Origin of the sequence: Algoriphagus ratkowskyi, assembly GCF_002150505.1 — a bacterium.
In the GTDB taxonomy this organism is placed as follows: Bacteria; Bacteroidota; Bacteroidia; order Cytophagales; family Cyclobacteriaceae; genus Algoriphagus; species Algoriphagus ratkowskyi.
In genome coordinates this window covers 153,533-173,097 of sequence record NZ_MSSV01000009.1, presented here as the reverse complement: position 1 = coordinate 173,097, position 19,565 = coordinate 153,533, and the positions used below count along the sequence as shown (strand labels likewise).

The window sequence follows — 19,565 nt, the reverse complement described above, 5'->3', positions numbered from 1 at the left end:
TATTAAACTATGCAGGTTACTTCATCCGTACGCGAACCGTTAGTTACCGGAGGTAAATCCTACCATGACGTCACAAATGATGTGGCACGTCATGTAGAAGCAAAACCGAATATCAGGTGGTTCCTTGCTTTCCTTACTTCTGCCGGGGTTTTAGCTTTAGGATCTATTGCTGTGATTGCCACTCTCTGGGAAGGCATTGGTATGTGGGGACTAAACAAAACTGTAGGCTGGGCTTGGGATATCACCAACTTCGTTTGGTGGGTAGGTATTGGTCACGCCGGAACACTTATTTCCGCTGTACTATTACTTTTCAGACAGAAGTGGAGAACTTCTATTAACAGAGCAGCTGAGGCGATGACCATTTTTGCGGTTATTTGCGCAGCGATGTTTCCGGTACTTCACATGGGACGTCCATGGTTAGGAGCTTATTGGGCACTTCCACTTCCAAACGTCTTCGGATCTCTTTGGGTTAACTTTAACTCACCACTCCTTTGGGATGTGTTTGCGATTTCCACTTACTTCTCTGTATCCTTAGTTTTCTGGTACATTGGTTTGATTCCTGATTTCGCTACCATTAGAGATAGAGCTACAGGTCTTAGAAAGATTATTTACGGAGCACTTTCATTTGGTTGGGATGGCGCTGCAAAATCATGGAGCAGATATGAGTCAGTGTCCTTGATCCTTGCTGGTCTTGCTACTCCACTTGTACTTTCTGTACACACGATTGTATCATTCGATTTTGCAACTTCTGTAATACCAGGATGGCACACCACTATTTTTCCACCTTACTTTGTAGCAGGTGCGATTTTCTCTGGTTTCGCCATGGTATTGACTCTGATGATAGTAACCCGTAAGGTTTATAGCCTAGAAGATTATATTACCATTGGACACATAGAATTGATGAATATTGTAATCATCATCACTGGTTCCATTGTAGGTATTGCGTATATCACCGAATTTTTCATGGCTTGGTATTCAGGCGTAGAGGCAGAGCAATATGCTTTCATGAATAGAATGTTCGGTCCATACTGGTGGGCTTACTGGTCAATGATGACCTGTAATGTGATCTCTCCACAATTGTTCTGGATTAAAAAGATCCGAACTTCTATTGTAGCTACATTTATTCTATCAATTGTAGTGAATATCGGGATGTGGTTTGAGCGATTTGTAATTATCGTAACCTCTCTTCATAGAGATTATCTGCCATCTTCTTGGGCGATGTTCTATCCAACTTGGGCGGACGTAGGAATATACTTATTTACGTTTGGCTTGTTCTTCACATTATTCTTCTTGTTTGCCAAATTCTTCCCGGTAATCAATATGGCAGAAGTGAAAGCTGTTCTTAAGTCTTCATCTGATAAAGTGAATAAATAATCATGGAAAGAGATACACATTTTGTTACTGGAGTTTATGAAGATGAGGATGTATTACTTCATGCTATTAAGCAGGTAAGATCTTCAGGCATCCAAATTCACGAGGTCTATTCACCTTACCCTGTTCACGGGATAGATGATTACTTAGGCTACAAGAGAAGTAGATTGCCAATCGCAGCTTTCTTATTTGGACTGCTAGGTACTACACTGGCTTTGACCATGCAGTATTATATGATGGCATTTGACTGGCCGATGATCATTGGCGGTAAGGATTTTGGATCTTTACCTACATTCATTCCAGTTACCTTCGAATTGACTGTCTTATTGGCTTCGTTCGGTATGGTAGGCGTATTTATGGTCAGCACAGATCTAAAACCTTGGGCACAACCAAGAATATTTGATTTGAGAATAACTGATGATAAGCATGTGATGGCAATTGACATAGCTAATAATTCAGCTATTGAATTGGCTAAAATTGAAGAGATTTTGAAGTCTTCTGGAGCATCAGAGGTTAATAAAAAAAGTTTTGAATAGTAAATCTGGAAATATGAAGATTGCTAAAACAGTAGGTATTTTAGGAATTGCAGTAGCAGGGTTTTCCCTTGCTAGCTGTGGAGCTGGCGGTGAGAATCAAGGCTTAGAATTTGCCCCTCAGATGTATCACTCGGTTGCTTATGAGCCATTGACGCAGATTACTGATTTTGAGACAAAAGGTGATCTCATTTCTACACGAGAGGATGGCAAAGGCGAATATTTTAATAGTAATATTAACAACCCTCACAACATGAATATGCGTGAGCCAGTTGCTAATACTGTTCCTAGGGATAAGAACGGCTATTTGCCATATAGATATAAAGCATTTGAAGTAGAAGAAAGTGCTTCTACTAAGAACCCTATTAAGTTAGATGATGCGGTATTGACTGAAGGCAAGCGGTTGTTTCAACTTTATTGTACCCCATGTCATGGTGCGGGTGGTGAAGGAGATGGGACTGTAGGCAATATCATAGGTGGTGTAGCCAACCTAAAGGGTGGTGCTTACCTCGGCCTTTCAGAAGGACATATTTACCATGTAGTCATGAAAGGTAAAGGAAGAATGGGAGCCCATGGTTCTCAGATTACTCCAGAAAACATATGGAAGATTGTTCACTATGTGAAACAAGATCTCCAAGGCGGACAGAATGCTGATACTGCAGTAGCAGAAGTATCTGACCAAGATGTTACACAAGTAGAAACTCCAGCTAATTAATTATGGCTCACGACGTACAACACTATAATCTGGATCAAAAATTTGATTTCACAGCTGCGACCAAAAAAGGCTTATTTACAGTTTTGGGTATCGGAGCAATACTGCTTATCATTGGTATCATCATGGCGATATTTGGTGGTGGTCATGCTGAAGCTGGTGCGGCAGAAGGTCACGCTTTTCATTGGTACCAGCGTCTATACGCTAACCTTTGGATTAATAACGTGTATTATACAGGTATTGCAATCATAGGAGTTTTCTTCTTTGCTATTCAGTATGCCGCTCAGGCAGGATGGTCAGCAGCTATCATACGCGTAATGCTATCTTTAGGCAATTGGTTGCCAATTGCAGGTGTTTTGATGATTGTTACATTCTTTGTGGCAAGTCATGACTTGTTCCATTGGACTCATGCTTCCTTATTTGATAAGGCTTCCGCAGACTATGATAGTATCATAGATGGCAAAGGAGCTTTCTTTTACTGGCCAATGGCTAAGGGTACATTTCCTATATTCTTCGTTATTAGAATGGTTTTGTTCTTTGGTTTCTGGGTGTTCTTCTTTAAGAAATTTCAAAGCTTAACCTATAATGAGGATTTAGCGGGTGGTACTTCTTCCTGGTATACTATCAGAAGCTGGTCTGCATATTTCTTAATCTTCTTCGCAGTTTCTTCTTCTGTTGCAGCATGGGACTGGGTAATGTCAATTGACACACATTGGTTCTCTACACTGTTTGGATGGTATGTGTTTTCATCATGGTTTGTAGCTGGACTTGCTACAATGACCTTGTTGATATTGTTTCTGAAAGGTCAAGGTCTTCTTGAAATGGTTAATGAAAACCATGTTCATGATCTAGGGAAATTCATCTTTGGTTTTACAATTTTCTGGACTTACCTATGGTTCTCTCAGTTCTTGCTTATCTATTATGCAAATATCCCTGAGGAGTCTGTGTACTTCTTGGAGAGATTATCAAGTGATATCTATGGTCCATTTATATTTGTGAACTTAGCGATGAACTTTGTCCTTCCATTCCTGTTATTAATGACAAGAGATTCTAAGAGACATGGTGTGTTTTTGAAACTTGTTTGTCTTATGATCATTGCTGGTCACTGGGTAGATTTCTTCCTAATGGTTCAGCCAGGTACTTTAGGACATAATGGAGGCGTTGGATTCATGGAAGTAGGGATGTTCCTAGTATATGGTGCAGCTTTTACTTTTGTAGTTCTATCTGGATTGGCAAAAGGAAAATTGGTTCCTAAAAACCATCCAATGCTTGAAGAAAGCTATAATCATCACATTTAATAACAGCCGAAATAATTAAGGTATGTACGGATTTCTGATTGGAGTAGGGGTTCTTTTGATATTTTCCATAATATGGATGGTATATCGAATCCAAACGTTAGTCTCTGTGGTAAAAGGATCTGATAAGAAGATCGCCTCAGGGAGTAACAAGATAAACGCAATTTTATTTGTTGTTTTTCTAATAGGCTCAACCATTTTATTGTTTTGGTATTCTATTAAGGAATTCGACAATTATGACTTACCAGTAGCTTCAGAACATGGAGTAGTAACTGATTCGTTGTTCTGGTGGACCATGGCGATTACGGGAATAGTCTTTTTGATTACACACGTATTGTTGTTCATTTTCCCATATAAATATCAATATAGTGAGACTCGTAAAGCGTCTTTCTATCCTCATAATAACAAGCTTGAAGTGATTTGGACAGCTGTACCAGGTGTGGTATTGGCAGGCTTAGTTATCTCGGGCTGGATGGCATGGTCAGACATAACTGCACCGGCTCCTGAAAATGCTCATATCGTAGAGATTATGGGTTCACAGTTTCAGTGGGATATCAGGTATGCAGGTAAAGATAATGTGCTCGGTGACTTTGATTATCGTATGATCACTGCTACTAATGCCCATGGTGTTGACTTTACGGATAAGAACTCAATTGATGACTTTCCTTCTCCTGTAGTAGTAATACCTAAAGGAGAGCCAGTTCTATTCAAAATCAGAGCTCGTGATGTTTTGCACTCTGTATTTGCGCCTCATATGAGACTCAAAATGGATGCTGTACCTGGTATGCCAACTCGTTTTTGGTTTGTGCCTACTAAGACAACTGCTGAAATGAGAATAGAAACAGGGAACCCAGATTTCAACTACGAGATAGCATGTACAGAGATCTGTGGACGCGGTCATTTCTCAATGAGAAAAGTAATTGAAGTAGTAGAGCCCGAAGCTTATCAGAAGTGGTATGCTGAGCAAAAGTCTTTTATTCAAATGAATCCAGCTTTAGCAGCTGGTACTTCTTCTGAAACAAAAGAGGTTGCAGAAATTCAAATAACCGAAAAGTAACAAACAAAATTATAGATTATGTCAACAGCATCTGTCGCAAATCATGACGCAGCACACGATCATCATGACCATGAGCACCATGATAATTTTGTAACAAAATATATTTTCTCCCAAGATCACAAAATGATCGCAAAGCAATACTTGGTAACAGGTATGTTCTGGGCTCTGATTGGTGGTTTTCTTTCTATCCTGTTTAGGTTGCAATTAGGCTTTCCTGATATGGATATGTCATTCCTTCGTCCGATTTTGGGTGGTTGGATTGACGAAACCGGGAAACTTGATCCTACCTTCTATTTAGCATTAGTGACAATGCATGGTACCATTATGGTATTCTTCGTGTTGACGGCAGGCTTGAGTGGGACATTTTCCAACTTTCTTATTCCATTGCAAATCGGTGCTAGAGATATGGCATCGGGTTTTATGAACATGCTTTCCTATTGGTTGTTTTTCCTTTCTGGAGTTATCATGTTTATATCATTGTTTCTTAAAACTGGTCCCGCTGCTGGTGGATGGGTAGTCTACCCACCTTTATCTGCATTGGAACAAGCAATTCCAGGTTCAGGCCTTGGAATGACCTTATGGTTAGTAGCGATGACTTTATTTATTGCATCGTCTCTAATGGGCGGTATCAATTACATTACCACGGTAATTAACCTGAGAACAAAAGGAATGTCTTTCTCTAAGCTTCCTTTGACTATTTGGGCATTCTTCCTTACTGCAGTAATTGGACTATTGTCCTTCCCTGTTCTGTTTGCAGCGGCATTACTATTGGTATTTGATAGAAGTTTTGGTACTTCATTCTATCTTTCTGATATATATATTGGTGGAGAAGCTCTTCCTAACACAGGCGGTAGCCCAGTTCTATATCAGCATTTGTTTTGGTTCTTAGGTCACCCTGAAGTGTATATTGTATTACTTCCTGCTTTGGGTATTACATCTGAAGTGATCTCTACTAACTCAAGAAAGCCGATCTTTGGATACAAGGCGATGATTATTTCTTTGCTTGGTATTACAGTGCTTTCCTTCGTGGTTTGGGCTCACCATATGTTCGTGTCAGGTATGAATCCTTTCCTTGGATCTATCTTCATGTTCCTTACTTTGATTATTGCAATCCCATCTGCCGTGAAAGTATTTAATTACTTGACCACGCTTTGGAGAGGAAACTTGATTTTTACTCCAGCCATGTTGTTCTCTATAGGTTTGGTTTCATTCTTTATCTCAGGTGGATTAACAGGTATCTTCCTTGGTAACTCAGCAATTGATATTCAATTGCACGATACATACTTCGTAGTTGCTCACTTTCACTTGGTGATGGGAGCAGCATCTTTCTTTGGAATGGTAGCTGGTGTTTACCACTGGTTCCCTAAAATGTTCGGAAGGATGATGGATGCTAAATTGGGATACATTCACTTCTGGTTATCATTTGTAGGAGTTTATTTAGTGTTTTTCCCAATGCACTACATAGGCATCGCAGGTTTTCCAAGAAGATACTATAGCTGGACAAGCTTTGAGTTTGCGAACATGTACACTGATTTAAACATGTTTGTGTCAGTAGCTGCAATCATCACCTTTGCTGCACAGTTTATCTTCTTGTTCAACTTCTTCTATTCTATGTATAAAGGTAGAAAAGCAACATTGAACCCTTGGAGATCAAATACATTGGAGTGGTCGACTCCTCTTGTACCAGGTCACGGTAATTGGCCAGGTGAGATTCCTACTGTATATAGATGGCCATATGATTACTCTAAGCCAGGTGCTGAAGAGGACTTCATTATGCAAACTGTTCCTCTTTCAGCTACTCCAGAGTCAAACCTTCCTCACGAGCAGGAAATGGTTAAACTTGAATTAGAGATTATGAAGGAAGAAGAAGACGTAATGGCTTCAAATGCAACAAGTCACTGATAAATTGATAAACAGCTTTCGCCGTGTGAGTGTAATTACGGTGATAGCTGTTTATATACTGATACTTATCGGTGGGATAGTTAGAAGTTCCGGTTCTGGAATGGGCTGTCCCGATTGGCCGAAATGCTTTGGTAGTTTTATTCCACCTACTAGTGTGGATCAACTGCCAGCAAATTATCAGGAGATTTATTTAAATAAAAGAATTGCCAAGAACGAACGGTTTGTGGCCACAATTGAAAGACTAGGATTCTCAGAAAAAGCTGAAGAAATAGCAAATGATAAGTCCATTCTTATTGAAGAAGAATTCAATCCAATGAAAACATGGATTGAATATCTCAATCGATTGGCAGGAGTTATCATTGGTTTGTTGATTATTCTTACAGTTTGGAAATCTTTTCCACTAGGTAAGTTAGATCGATGGATTCCTATCCTTTCTGTTTTCAATCTGATTCTTGTGATTTTCATTGGATGGATAGGTTCAATTGTAGTTTCTACAAATTTGCTGCACTGGATGATTACTTTCCATATGTTGCAAGCTTTGCTTCTAGTCTCTCTCTTAATCAATGTGTATCATAGATCCGGCAAGTTGGTCAAAAGTGAAGGGGTGAAAATGGACGTCCCACAACGAATAGAGTTAGTCCTATTAATAGGTACTTTCTTAATGCTTATTCAGATTGTGTTAGGTACTCAGGTTCGTGAGCAGATAGATATAATTTCTTCCTCACTTGGAAATATGCTTAGAAACGAATGGATAGATAGAATCGGGTTTGAATTCCTTATTCATCGGTCGTTCTCAATAGTTCTGGTAGCAATCCATGTGTTGTACTTCTTCTGGGCTTTCAAATATACCCTTAGAAAGTCTCAAGTGAATCTTTGGTCTCAGGTCTTGATGATTCTGATTATACTGGAAATAGCTACAGGAATAACAATGGCATACTTCGGTATCCCTGCATTTCTTCAGCCAATCCATCTCTTATTAGGTACTTTGATTATAGGTGTTCAAGTCATCTTACTTCTAGAAATCAGAGAAAACGTTCAATATCGATTAAATACAAATTGAATATGAGGACAGTGGAAGTAACTGACCATATTAGTAACATAGTGCTAATCAAGGTTAAAGCTTACGCTGAGTTGATTAAATTAAGGCTTTCTGCTTTAGTTACTTTCTCAGCAGTATTTGGCTACATTCTTGGTGATCGCGGGGTTAGTTTTGGTTGGTCTGGATTTCTAGGTTTAGCTATTGGTGGATTCTTAATTAGTGGTGCCTCTTGCGCTGCCAATGAGATCCTTGAGCGTGATCTCGATAAGTTGATGAAGCGTACGCAAAACCGACCTCTTCCTCAAAAACTCATTTCTTTACAAGAGGCCCTTTGGGTTACATCATTAGTAGCTATCCTAGGTGTAGGTTTACTTTGGTATTTCACCAATCCTCTGACTACTTGGTTGGGTATTTTAAGTATGGTGCTGTATGTATTTGTATATACGCCACTGAAAAGAGTAGGTCCTATTGCTGTTTTTGTTGGCGCTATTCCTGGTGCTCTTCCTCCGCTATTAGGATGGACAGCTGCTACTGGAGCTATTACTCATGAAGCTTTAATAATCTTTGGAATTCAGTTTATCTGGCAATTTCCTCACTTTTGGGCTATTGCCTGGGTTGGAGATGAGGATTACAAGGCAGCAGGATTTAAGTTGCTACCAAGTGGTGGTGGAAAAGATTTGAATACAGCTATTCAAATAATGATTTACACTTTGTTTTTGTTGCCTCTCGGATTGCTTCCTACTTATTTCGGACTTACGGGGATGACTTCAGGCATTGTAGCGACTGTATGTGGTGTTTTATTTCTTGCTCAGACTTTCTCCTTGATGAAAGATTGCTCTCGCAAATCGGCACTTAGAATTATGTTTGGCTCCTTTTTATATTTGCCAATCGTACAGATTGCATATTTATTAGATAAACTACCGTAATGATGGAAAAGGAATTGAAATACGTCGATATGGTAGAACAGCCCATTGCTATGCATCCAAAGAAGTTTGGGTTATGGCTGTTCTTAGTAACTATTGTAATGATCTTTGCAGGCCTTACAAGTGCTTATATTGTGAGACAATCTGAAGGGAATTGGTTAGAATATGATCTTCCATCCATTTTCTGGTTTTCTTCTGCTATAGTGATTATCAGCAGTATATTCCTTCAATACGCTTATTCTTCTGCAAAGAAAGATAATCTCATGGGGCTTAGGATAGGTATTACTTTAGCCGTTCTATTTGGACTTGGGTTTTTAGTAAGTCAGTGGTATAGCTGGGTAGCTTTGGTTGACGAAAATGTGTTTTTCGTTGGCAATCCTTCAGGATCCTTTCTGTATGTTTTCACAGGATTGCATGCAGTTCACTTAATCAGCGGTGTGATATTTCTGATTATTGTATTAATTTCGACTTATAGATATAAAGTCCATTCCAAGTCATTAGATACACTTGAAATGGCGACCACATTTTGGCATTTCTTAGCGGCTTTGTGGTTATATCTATTTATGTTTTTGCTTTTGAATCATTAAAATTAACCAAGTACAAATCAATATCTTATGTCTGCGCATTCTACTGCTATAGGAGTAAGTTCGAAAAGAGGCGTTTGGGGAGGTGGTAACGAACCTCTCAAAGCTAGCTATGGGAAACTCATGATGTGGTTTTTCCTACTTTCGGATATCTTTACTTTTGCTGCTTTTTTGATTACCTATATTGGCATCCGTGTCAGTTATCCTGCTTATGCAGGCCCTGCTACGGACTTTGTAGGTTCTAATGAATATTGGCCAATTCCTGAGCTGGTATTCGATGCTATTCCATTTGTACATGGAGTTCATCTTCCACTTGTTTTCGTAGGTCTAATGACCTTTATACTTATCGCAAGTTCTGTTACTATGGTATTGGCTGTAGAAGCTGGTCACAGAAATGACAGAAATGATGTTGTAAAGTGGATGCTGTGGACGCTTTTTGGAGGCATAACATTCTTGGGATGTCAAGCTTGGGAGTGGAATCACTTCATTCATGGTTCTGACACCGGAGCGGTTTTAAATTACATCAATGTGTTTAGCCAAAATGTTACTGAAACAGTTTTCGGAGCAAACTTGGTTGTAAATGAGTATGGTCCAGCATCCTTCGCAAACCTTTTCTTCTTTATCACAGGATTCCACGGATTCCACGTTACTATAGGTGTGATACTCCTTTTCATGGTGTTTTATCAGGCAGCTGTTGGAGTTTATGACAGACGTGGTCACTACGAAATGGTAGAAAAAGTCGGTTTGTATTGGCACTTTGTTGACCTTGTATGGGTCTTTGTATTTACTTTATTCTACCTGATCTAAGCCCTTAAAATTAGAATTATGGATATTCAAGAAAATAAATCTACACTTTCCGTTGTTCCTAGAAACGACGATAAGATTAAGAAAATCTGGAAAACAGCGTTGATTCTGCTGTTAATAACGGCTGCAGAATTCGTAATGGCTTTTACCATGCCTAGAGGCATCTTACTTTACGTACTGTTTATGGTATTGACCGTATGGAAAGCAAAATATATAATGATGGAATTCATGCACCTCGGAGATGAGGTCAAGCCATTGATTTATTCTATTTTAGTACCGATAGTATTCTTGTTTTGGCTCATAGTTGTTCTTGTAAAAGAAGGAACGGTGATATTTTCATTACGCTGGTATTAGGCTAATTTCTCAATATTTATTTAAAAAGAAGGTTGAAGTGAGACACTTTAACCTTCTTTTTTGTTAAACCACTAGTATGAAAAGTTTAAGAATATTGCAAGGCTTCGTGCTCGTATGCATCCTTTTGGTCCCTATCTTGATTTTTATGTTCTTAAAAGGTTTTGGTAGTAATACGTATGATATTCCAATCTTTTATGAGAAAGGCGTAGATAGTCCATATCAAGATTGTCCTACTTCAGATACCACTCAGCATTTCATCCCAGAGTTTACATTCTCTAATCAGGATGGACGGGAAGTTGGAAGAGCAGAAATGCAGGGTAAAATCACCATAGTTGACTTTTTCTTTACGTCCTGTCCTAGCATTTGCCCTAAAATGTCCTCAGAAATGGAAAGGGTAAATGATATGTTTAGAAATGAAGATCAAGTTCAGATTATGTCTATCAGTATCGATCCTACTTATGACACACCTGAAATTCTCAATGAGTATGCGCAAAAGTATAATGGTGTAGCTGGCAAGTGGGATTTCTTAACAGGTGATGTAGAGAAGATTTACAACCTAGCCAAATGTGGTTTCATGATTCCAACCATCGATGGTTTGGGTGTTCCAGACGATTTTGTTCACAGTGATAAATTTGTACTAGTCGATGAACTAGGTCGTATTAGAGGGTATTATAGTGGTACCTCCAGGGAAGATGTGGATTTATTGATGTTAGAGACTAAAGTGTTGTTACATGCAAGCGAAGGAGAATAGACTGCTAGAGAATGAGGCAAAGGTTAAAGGATGGATTATCGCCATATCCGTGATCATCCCTATAGTGGTGGCGTTACTTATCTTTATGCCAGCCAAACTTGATTTAGGAGCTGACTGGGTGTATTTCCTTCCACATCTGAATGCAATAATAAACTCAGCTGCTACAGTAGCCTTGATTGCCGGCTTTGTGTTTATCAAAAAAGGAAATATTTCCTACCATAGAGCTTCAATGACTGTCGCTTTTGGATTAGGAGCTATTTTCTTAGTGTCTTATGTGATTTATCACGCTGCGGCGGAAAGCACCACTTTTGGTGGAGAAGGATCGATCAGGAGTTTTTATTACTTCCTGTTGATTACCCATATAATACTTGCAGCCGTGGCTCTTTTCCCAATCCTCTTTGCTTACTATTATGGATACACAGATCAGCGTGTGAAACACCGGAAAGTTGTTAAATTTGCTTTTCCAATCTGGCTTTATGTGACTGTCAGTGGAGTAATTGTTTACCTGATGATCAGTCCGTATTACGTACATTAAAAACCTGCGTTCTTATAAAACGTAGGACTATTATAATATCGAGTATGACTCTAAGTAGCACAGGAAATTGATTATTGCTTGTGCTAGATTTCATATGACAATTGAAATAAATTCTAACAGATGAATAAAGCATTCAAAATCGGATTTCTTTGCCTCGTAGCTTTTTTGGTTCACACTTCTAGCTTTGCTCAGTGTGCCATGTGTCGGGCTTCAGTCGAAAATAATGTTGCAAATGGAGATACTAGCATCGCAGCTGGGTTGAACCTTGGTATCATGTACCTCTTTGTTATGCCCTACGCCATTGCGATGGTACTAGGCTTTTTCTGGTATCGAAACGCTAAAAAAAGAAGGGCTAAAATAGCCTTAAAATAAATGAATAGAAAAGCAAAGTTTGATCAAGGACTTTGCTTTTTTTATTTTACATCTAAATGAAGCATGATTCTCGTCGCCTGATCATTTTGATCAGTATTTTCTCCCTTCTAGCTGTATTAATCTTAAATTTCTTTTTCTTCCAAAAAAGTGATCAAGACACCTATTTGCAGGCATTACAGGATCGTGTGCAGAAAGTAGATAGAGCGTTTGATGAGGATTTTATTCGGGTTCTAATGGATGTTAGGCCTGATGATACCTTGAGTTTTGGGCAAACAAGTACACCTAATCATAGCTATCCTTTTTTCATACTTAGTCCGGATAAAAAACTGGTATATTGGTCGGATTTCTCGTTAACCTTAGATTTTTCTCAAGTAGATCTTACGAGAGAATACCAACTCCTTGAAGATCCATATGGCACTCTATTGCTTAAAGTCCGAAATGTCAAAAGAAATGGGGTTGATTATGTGATGCTTCATGTGCTTCGCTTGATTTGGCCGGGAAATATTGAAAATAATTACCTGATCACTGGAGCAAATCCAGAAATCTTTGGTAACGATCGATTTGAGCTATTTGCCAATCCTGACGAGGCTTCTTTAATAGTCACTAATCTTGCGGGAATTCCGCTTTTTGGAGTAAATTTCCTTTTTGGCTATATCCCCTCAGGAAGGGTTGTTAACCCCGCCATACTAATTTTCTTTACCTCTATTTTTCTACTTTATTTTCTTTTAAGTTTTGGTTTTGTATTAAGTAAATGGAAAAAGGGACTAAGATGGCAGGCTATTGGGTATGCGATTTTAGTTCTTGGAGGTTTTAGAATGATGATGTTGTTGCTCGATTTTCCTAGCAACGTTCTCAATTTATCCTTATTCAATTCCTCTAATTATGCCTCATCCTGGTTCAATCCTAGCCTTGGTGATTTAATGATCAACACCTTGTGCGGTTGTCTCATATTAGGAATGGTGATCTTTCAGCTAGCCTCTAAGGCGATGCATGAAAAAATAGCAGTTCTGAAATCTCACCGTGAGTTTCTGGTGTTTTTCTTCTTCGCAGTTATTGTTAGCTCCATAGGTGTCTACATGGTGTGGTCACTCCCACGAGATTTAATGCTCAATTCGCAGTGGGGACTAGATATTAGCTCCATACCATCTTTTGACTGGTTCAAAGGAATCAGTTTTTTTATGCTATTTCTCTGGGGCGCTGTGTATGTGCTGATTTCGCTGACGATGTTTAGCTTGCTATTGGAAATCAATCCACGCAAAAATGTCTATTACAAATGGCTTGTTATCGTAGGTCTTCCTATGGCAGGAGTATTATTCTATTTCACCGTTTGGGGTGGGGTAGTTTGCCTGATTCACTTGGGCTTTCTATTTGCCATTATTCGACTTGAGTTATTTAAGAATGCCTTTAAACTTGGACTTGATACATTTCTGACCTTCTTTTTCGCCTGCTTGGTTACTGCAATTATTAGTGGGATTAGTACATTTCAGGCTGAGAAAAGCGAATTAATTCAATCTAAAACCCGGTTTGCAAATCAAAATCTTATTGAGAATGATGTGATGACGGAATTTTTCCTAGGAGAAATTTTCACTAGAATCAAAGGTGATTTGTTTATTCAAAATAGGATTTCGGATCCGCTTTTCTCTAAAGAGCCTATTGAAACAAAAATCAGGAGAATCTACCTAGATAATTATTTCGATCAATTTGAAGTTCAAGTCCGTATTTTTGCTGCATCTGGACAGCAAATCTTGGGGCCGTCAAATTCTCAGAATCTAAAGGACCTCCAATTAGAGTACATTAAAAGTGATAATGCGACGAGTGTAAAAGATTTATACTTCATCCGTGGCAATGAATCGAATAATGGAAATCGGTTTTTGGCCTTTGTGCCTATGAGCAAAGAAAGTTCTTCGCTTGGAACTGTTTTTTTAGAGCTTCGTCAATTACGAGTACAGTCTACAAGCGTTTATCCTAAACTTTTGTTGGACAAAAAATACAATGACAAACTAGATCCGGTGGTGTATGATTATTCCATATTCCAGGATAAAGAGTTTATAAGAAACTCAGGCTCCTTTAACTACTTAAGTAAAGATTTTGAGCGAGTTTTGGCTCGGAATTCATTATTTACAGATGGCGTATCTCAAGGCGGATATCACCATTTTGGGATTAATAATGGGGATGAAGTGATCATAGTTTCCTCCAAGATTATCACCTTGGCCCACTTTTTTGGAAATATTTCATTGTTCTTCGTTCTCTTCGTTATCATGACTTTCATGACGATTTTGACCAATACATTGGCCACTGGTGTCAAGAATTTTGAATTTAATTATTCCACAAAGCTTCAGCTTTATCTTAATTTCGCCTTCTTTTTCCCCATTCTTATCATCAGTATTATCACGATTGGACTATTGGCAAATAGCTATAGAAATGACCTAGATAGGCAATATATACAGAAGGCAACACTGATAAGGGGGAATCTCGGAAGCTTCCTCAACAACCAAAAGCCTGAAGAAGTGAATAGTGATGACCTCAATGAAGAGGTGAACGAACTAGCAAATACTACAGCAAGTGATATCCATCTATATAGCGTAGAAGGCAAACTGGAATCTACCAACCGCCCAAACATTTTTGATAAAAAGATACTCTCACCACTAATCAATCCGAAAGCTATCGCGGAAATTCAGGAGATGGGCCAAAGTCAATATTTAGCAGATGAGCAGGTAGGGAATTTGAGGTACAAAGCAGTATATCTATCTATTCCAGCCACAGCGAATCAAAAGAATTTAGGGATTTTGGCTGTCCCGTTTTTTGAATCTGAAACTGAACTAAATACGCTAATTGCAGATGTGCTGAGTAATATTTTCAATGCTTTTGTGGTGATTTTCATCCTCTTTTTATTCGTTTCATATTTTGTGTCAACCAATCTTACATTTCCTTTCAAGTTACTTACTCAAAAGCTAAAAGCTACAAACTTGGAAAATAATGAGCCTATGTATTGGGGTTCCAAAGATGAAATTGGTCTATTGGTAAATGAGTATAACAACATGCTTTTCAAACTGGAAAACAGTAAAAAAGTACTCGCAACTACAGAGAAAGAGTCGGCATGGCGGGAGATGGCAAAGCAAGTGGCTCATGAAATCAAAAATCCTCTGACACCTATGAAGCTTACTCTGCAGCACTTGATTCGTTTGCAGGATGCAGGAAGATTAGACGAGCCGGAAAAGCTAAAGAGATCGCTAGAGACATTAATTCACCAAGTGGATGCGCTGAGCGGGATTGCTTCCTCTTTTTCCACGTTTGCAAAGATGCCTTTGCCTAACAATGAGTTGATTAATTTCAAATCTGTGTTGAATAAAGTTTTAGAACTGTTTAGCGGTGACCAACAATTAGAATTGGTTTTTCAAGATGATTCATTCAAAAAAGACATTCCTATAATGGGTGATGACAAGCTTTTTGGAAGAGTGATTTCCAATCTCATAATAAATGGCATGCAAGCTGTGGAGCCAGGAACAAAGCCTGTAATAAAAATTTGGCTATGGTTGACGGATCAGGCTGTTTTCTTAGAAATCACAGACAATGGCAAAGGAATCTCAGATGAACTGAAGGATAAAATCTTTATACCTAATTTCTCTACAAAATCCACCGGCTCTGGCCTGGGATTGGCTATCGCAAAAAGCGGTGTGGAAACTGCAGGTGGCAAAATCTGGTTCGACACTGAACTAGGCAAGGGTACTACCTTCTATCTTACCTTTCCATTGATAGGATAAATCATCTTTTTAGTACCTTCAAATCAAAAGGCATTTCGGATTGAGTATGCGTGTTTGGCTATTGTTCTGGGTTTTAATACTTGGCTTTTTTACTTCGGTAAAAGCTCAGGAGAAATGTCGATGGGTAGATTCAGAAATATATGTTAACCCTACAGTACCTGATTCACTTTCTGTCCTAGAGGAAACGATCAGCATTACGGATATTAGCGGCAAAGTCTACAATTCCAAATACCAGTTGAACACGAATACCTTACAGGTGCTTTTTGAAAATGAGGCTAAGCCTGATTCGCTTCTAATCTGCTATAGGACCTTCTCCATTCGTTTTGATCAGCCAATTGCGCGTAGGACCTTATTGTCGGATTACGATTCTACAGCTCAATTTAAGGATAATCGCATGGCAGAATTGCCAGCTTTCGATTTTCGTGAAGAACTTTTTCCCACCACTAATCTCTACAAATCCGGAAGTCTCACACGTGGAATATCCTTTGGGAATACCCAGAATGTTTTTGTTAACTCAGCACTCAATCTACAGCTAGAAGGAGATATCTCGGACAACTTGAAAATCCGAGCCAGCATCACCGATCAAAACGTGCCTTTTCAACCTGAAGGGAATACTCAGCAGATTCAGGACTTCGACAATGTCCTAATTGAATTGTACAACGATGATTTTAGCCTGGCTGCTGGAGACGTTGTGTTGCAGCAGCGGCAATCAGAGTTTTTGCGCTATTATAAAAATGTACAAGGCTTGCAGTTTACCTCCAATTATAAAATGAAAAACAATTGGAACGCTAGCTCACAGGCTTTTGCTTCCATCGCCAAGGGGAAATTTGCTTCCATGCAACTGCCGATTCTGGAAGGTGTGCTCGGACCATATCGCGTCACTGGACCAAATAATGAGCGCTATGTAATCATCATGGCTAGTTCTGAGAAAGTATTCTTAGATGGAAAACAACTCAAGCGCGGATTCAATGAAGATTATGTAATCGACTACAATCAGGCGGAAATCACCTTTACTCCTAAAGTGCTAATCACGCAATATTCCCGAGTTCGGGTAGATTTTGAATATTCCGAGCGCAATTATTCTCGATCTATCATCGGTGCGAATCATACCCAGACGAACGGGAAAGTGGATGTTTATCTGAATTACTATCTGGAAAAGGATAATAAGAATAGACCACTGTTTACTGATTATTCTCAGAAGGAATTGGGTCTCCTGGCTGCTGTAGGTGACAGTTCTGAGCTGGCAAGGATTCCTCGGATCGACAGTGTTGCCTTTGATCAGAATAGGATTTTATATGCCAAAATAATCGAATACGATGAGTTTGAAAACCCATTGATTTATTACCAATACTCCACAAATCCTTTGGAAGCGCATTTTGACTTAGGCTTTTCTCAAGTTGGTGCTGGACTGGGGGATTATCGTCGGTCCAGTCAATTATCCAATGGAACCGTTTATGAATATGTGCCTCGACTGATGGGACAGCCACAGGGTGATTATTCTATTCTATCCCAACTTCCACTGCCAGACAGCAAGCGAATGGTGACGGCAGGAACAAGAATAAAGTTGAATGATCACGAGAAGGTTTACACGGAACTAGCACTTTCCTCCCTAGATCAGAATCTTTTTTCTGTGTTGGATGACGATGACAATCAAGGGTTGGGGATGAAAGTTGGGCTTCAAAGTGAAGGTCGTGAGTCATCGCTTTTCAAAGGCTACACAATGAAAGCACAGACGGAATACGAATACAATTCTACCAACTTCAATTTCATAGATCGATTCAGGTACATAGAGTTTGATCGGGACTGGGGTTTAGATCAGCAAGCTTTGCAAGCTGCCGCCGCCGAGCAATTCTTCCGAGCTGGAATAGGTTTTGAAAAAGATGCTTTGAATCGATTCGATTATCTTTTTTACTTGAGGAATAGGGAGAATGTATTAAACGGAACACAACATGTAGCGAATTGGAATCTTCAGCTCGGTTCCAAAATCCGCCTAAGACAAGAATTCTTTCGGTTAAATTCAAAGCAGGATTCACTGAACTCTGACTGGATTCGCTACTTGGGAGATGTGAGCTGTAATACAAAAGTCATCGTACCAGGTTATCAGTTTTCGGTTGATCGGAATGCGTTGATAAATTCGGAGTCTGATTCTGTAGTCAGTACCGCAATGAATTTTCAGCAGCATCTGGTCTATTTGCGAAGCAATGACACACTGAGTTATTCCTTCTTGGCTGATGCAGCATGGCGGGAGGATAAAGCGCCTTATGCAGGTCAATTGCTTGATGATACGCGTGCATTTACTACTAATTTCACATTTCGAAAGCAATGGACAAATCATAGTTTAAGTAGCACCTTTACCTATAGAGAGATTGAGTATGTGCAGCGTGATTTGCAATCCGAACTGACGGTGATGGGAAAGTTGGATTACCAGGGCAGTTTGGGAAAGAATCTGATTAGAAATGAAATTTCATATGCTATAGGGAATGGTCGTGAATTGCAGCGTGAGTTTGTCTTTTTACCAGCACCTAACGGAGACGGGACACATACATGGCGAGATGATAACGGAGATGGAATACAGCAATTAAATGAATTTTATCTGGCGATCAATCCGGAGGAGAAAGAGTATATAAAGATTTTTGTACCTACAGACACTTACATTCAAGCTTACACTAGTATTTTGAATTATAGACTTCAAGCAAAATTCCCAGAATCATGGAAGGCTGCAGGTGGAGTTAAGACATTTTTGCATAGATTTTCCAACAATACCAGTTTGAGCGTGGAAAAGAAAGTTACTTCCGACGACTTTGCTGCCCGTATCAATCCGTTTGTAGGTGGAATAAACAGAGAAGATCTATTATCCATCCGCCAAGTGATTCGTTCCAGTTTTTTCTTTAATCGAGCTTCAGCCAAATACGGCTTTGACTTATCCTATTTTGATTCTCAGTTTAAGCAACTGCTGTCTGGTGGTTTTGAGGATTTTATTCAGAAAGATTGGAAGTTGAACACGCGGTATAATTTCTCTGGGCAGACCACATTGAGGATTTTGGCGGGGAAAGGTGATCGACTTTCTGCTTCTGACTTCTTAGATAATCGCAATTATGATATATCTCAAAGCCAAATTGGACCTGAGTTTTCCTGGCAACCCACACCTTATTTCAGAACTACCGCTACCTATTCTTTCACAGGAAAAGTAAATACAGCCAACATTGAGTTCAAAGAAAAAGCACTTTTGAATCAAATAGGGCTAGATTTTCGCTTTTCCCGAGCAGTAAAAACCACATTAACCTCAACCCTCAAACTTATTCAGATTGATTATAATGGGGTAGCAAATTCGCCAGTCGGTTATGAAATGCTTCAAGCGTTGACGCCAGGAACCAATGTGACCTGGAATGTGAATTGGCTTCAGAAAATAGGAGAGGGGCTTCAGCTTAATTTGGTATATGAAGGCAGAAATTCACAGGGATTGGATCAGATTGTCCATGTGGGGCGAATGCAAGTTTCGGCTCTGTTTTGATAATTTAATGTAACTTTGCGCAAGCTAAATAGTTGTCACACTAACTATTAAACTACGAACG

16 protein-coding genes are annotated in these 19,565 nt (G+C 39.2%); all 16 read left to right on the top strand.

Translation table 11 applies throughout. The features are described 5' to 3' along the window. Positions 1 to 9 precede the first annotated feature (9 nt). On the top strand, positions 10 to 1,374 hold the full coding sequence (nrfD, locus tag BVH02_RS11940) for an NrfD/PsrC family molybdoenzyme membrane anchor subunit (protein WP_086501682.1): 1,365 nt from the start codon (positions 10 to 12) through the stop codon (positions 1,372 to 1,374). A gap of 2 nt (positions 1,375 to 1,376) precedes the next feature. Further along, on the top strand, positions 1,377 to 1,907 hold the full coding sequence (locus BVH02_RS11935) for a DUF3341 domain-containing protein (protein ID WP_086501681.1): 531 nt from the start codon (positions 1,377 to 1,379) through the stop codon (positions 1,905 to 1,907). A 13-nt stretch (positions 1,908 to 1,920) separates the two neighbouring features. Beyond that, the gene (locus BVH02_RS11930; protein WP_086501680.1) at positions 1,921 to 2,619 is read left to right on the top strand and encodes a c-type cytochrome; all 699 of its coding nucleotides are present in this window, start codon (positions 1,921 to 1,923) and stop codon (positions 2,617 to 2,619) included. 2 nt (positions 2,620 to 2,621) lie between these two features. Further along, on the top strand, positions 2,622 to 3,914 hold the full coding sequence (locus BVH02_RS11925; protein WP_086501679.1) for a quinol:cytochrome C oxidoreductase: 1,293 nt from the start codon (positions 2,622 to 2,624) through the stop codon (positions 3,912 to 3,914). A gap of 22 nt (positions 3,915 to 3,936) precedes the next feature. Beyond that, positions 3,937 to 4,968 (top strand): cytochrome c oxidase subunit II, encoded by a 1,032-nt coding sequence (locus BVH02_RS11920; protein WP_086501678.1) that lies wholly within the window; start codon positions 3,937 to 3,939, stop codon positions 4,966 to 4,968. Between the two features lie 18 nt (positions 4,969 to 4,986). Next, positions 4,987 to 6,870 carry a cytochrome c oxidase subunit I gene (locus BVH02_RS11915; protein ID WP_086501677.1) on the top strand — a complete coding sequence of 628 codons (1,884 nt, stop codon included), beginning with the start codon at positions 4,987 to 4,989 and terminating at the stop codon, positions 6,868 to 6,870. Continuing rightward, positions 6,854 to 7,930 (top strand): COX15/CtaA family protein, encoded by a 1,077-nt coding sequence (locus BVH02_RS11910; RefSeq protein WP_086501676.1) that lies wholly within the window; start codon positions 6,854 to 6,856, stop codon positions 7,928 to 7,930. Before BVH02_RS11915 ends, BVH02_RS11910 begins: the two co-directional genes overlap by 17 nt. Positions 7,931 to 7,932: 2 nt before the next feature. After that, a complete protein-coding gene (cyoE, locus tag BVH02_RS11905; protein WP_086501675.1) occupies positions 7,933 to 8,835 on the top strand; it encodes a heme o synthase in 903 nt (300 codons plus the stop codon). A gap of 2 nt (positions 8,836 to 8,837) precedes the next feature. After that, positions 8,838 to 9,419: a cytochrome c oxidase subunit 3 gene (locus BVH02_RS11900; RefSeq protein WP_086501775.1), complete on the top strand. Its 582-nt coding sequence runs from the start codon at positions 8,838 to 8,840 to the stop codon at positions 9,417 to 9,419. Between the two features lie 27 nt (positions 9,420 to 9,446). Next, on the top strand, positions 9,447 to 10,223 hold the full coding sequence (locus BVH02_RS11895; protein WP_086501674.1) for a cytochrome c oxidase subunit 3: 777 nt from the start codon (positions 9,447 to 9,449) through the stop codon (positions 10,221 to 10,223). Between the two features lie 18 nt (positions 10,224 to 10,241). Further along, positions 10,242 to 10,574, top strand: coding sequence for a cytochrome C oxidase subunit IV family protein (locus BVH02_RS11890; RefSeq protein ID WP_086501673.1), 333 nt, complete (start codon positions 10,242 to 10,244; stop codon positions 10,572 to 10,574). A gap of 76 nt (positions 10,575 to 10,650) precedes the next feature. After that, positions 10,651 to 11,325 carry an SCO family protein gene (locus tag BVH02_RS11885; protein WP_086501672.1) on the top strand — a complete coding sequence of 225 codons (675 nt, stop codon included), beginning with the start codon at positions 10,651 to 10,653 and terminating at the stop codon, positions 11,323 to 11,325. After that, positions 11,306 to 11,860, top strand: coding sequence for a DUF420 domain-containing protein (locus BVH02_RS11880; protein ID WP_086501671.1), 555 nt, complete (start codon positions 11,306 to 11,308; stop codon positions 11,858 to 11,860). Before BVH02_RS11885 ends, BVH02_RS11880 begins: the two co-directional genes overlap by 20 nt. Positions 11,861 to 11,980: 120 nt before the next feature. Next, the gene (locus BVH02_RS11875) at positions 11,981 to 12,232 is read left to right on the top strand and encodes a hypothetical protein (protein ID WP_086501670.1); all 252 of its coding nucleotides are present in this window, start codon (positions 11,981 to 11,983) and stop codon (positions 12,230 to 12,232) included. Between the two features lie 56 nt (positions 12,233 to 12,288). Continuing rightward, positions 12,289 to 15,993, top strand: a complete 3,705-nt coding sequence (locus BVH02_RS11870) for a sensor histidine kinase (protein ID WP_086501669.1) — start codon at positions 12,289 to 12,291, stop codon at positions 15,991 to 15,993. Between the two features lie 46 nt (positions 15,994 to 16,039). Beyond that, on the top strand, positions 16,040 to 19,504 hold the full coding sequence (locus tag BVH02_RS11865) for a hypothetical protein (RefSeq protein WP_086501668.1): 3,465 nt from the start codon (positions 16,040 to 16,042) through the stop codon (positions 19,502 to 19,504). Positions 19,505 to 19,565 lie beyond the last annotated feature (61 nt).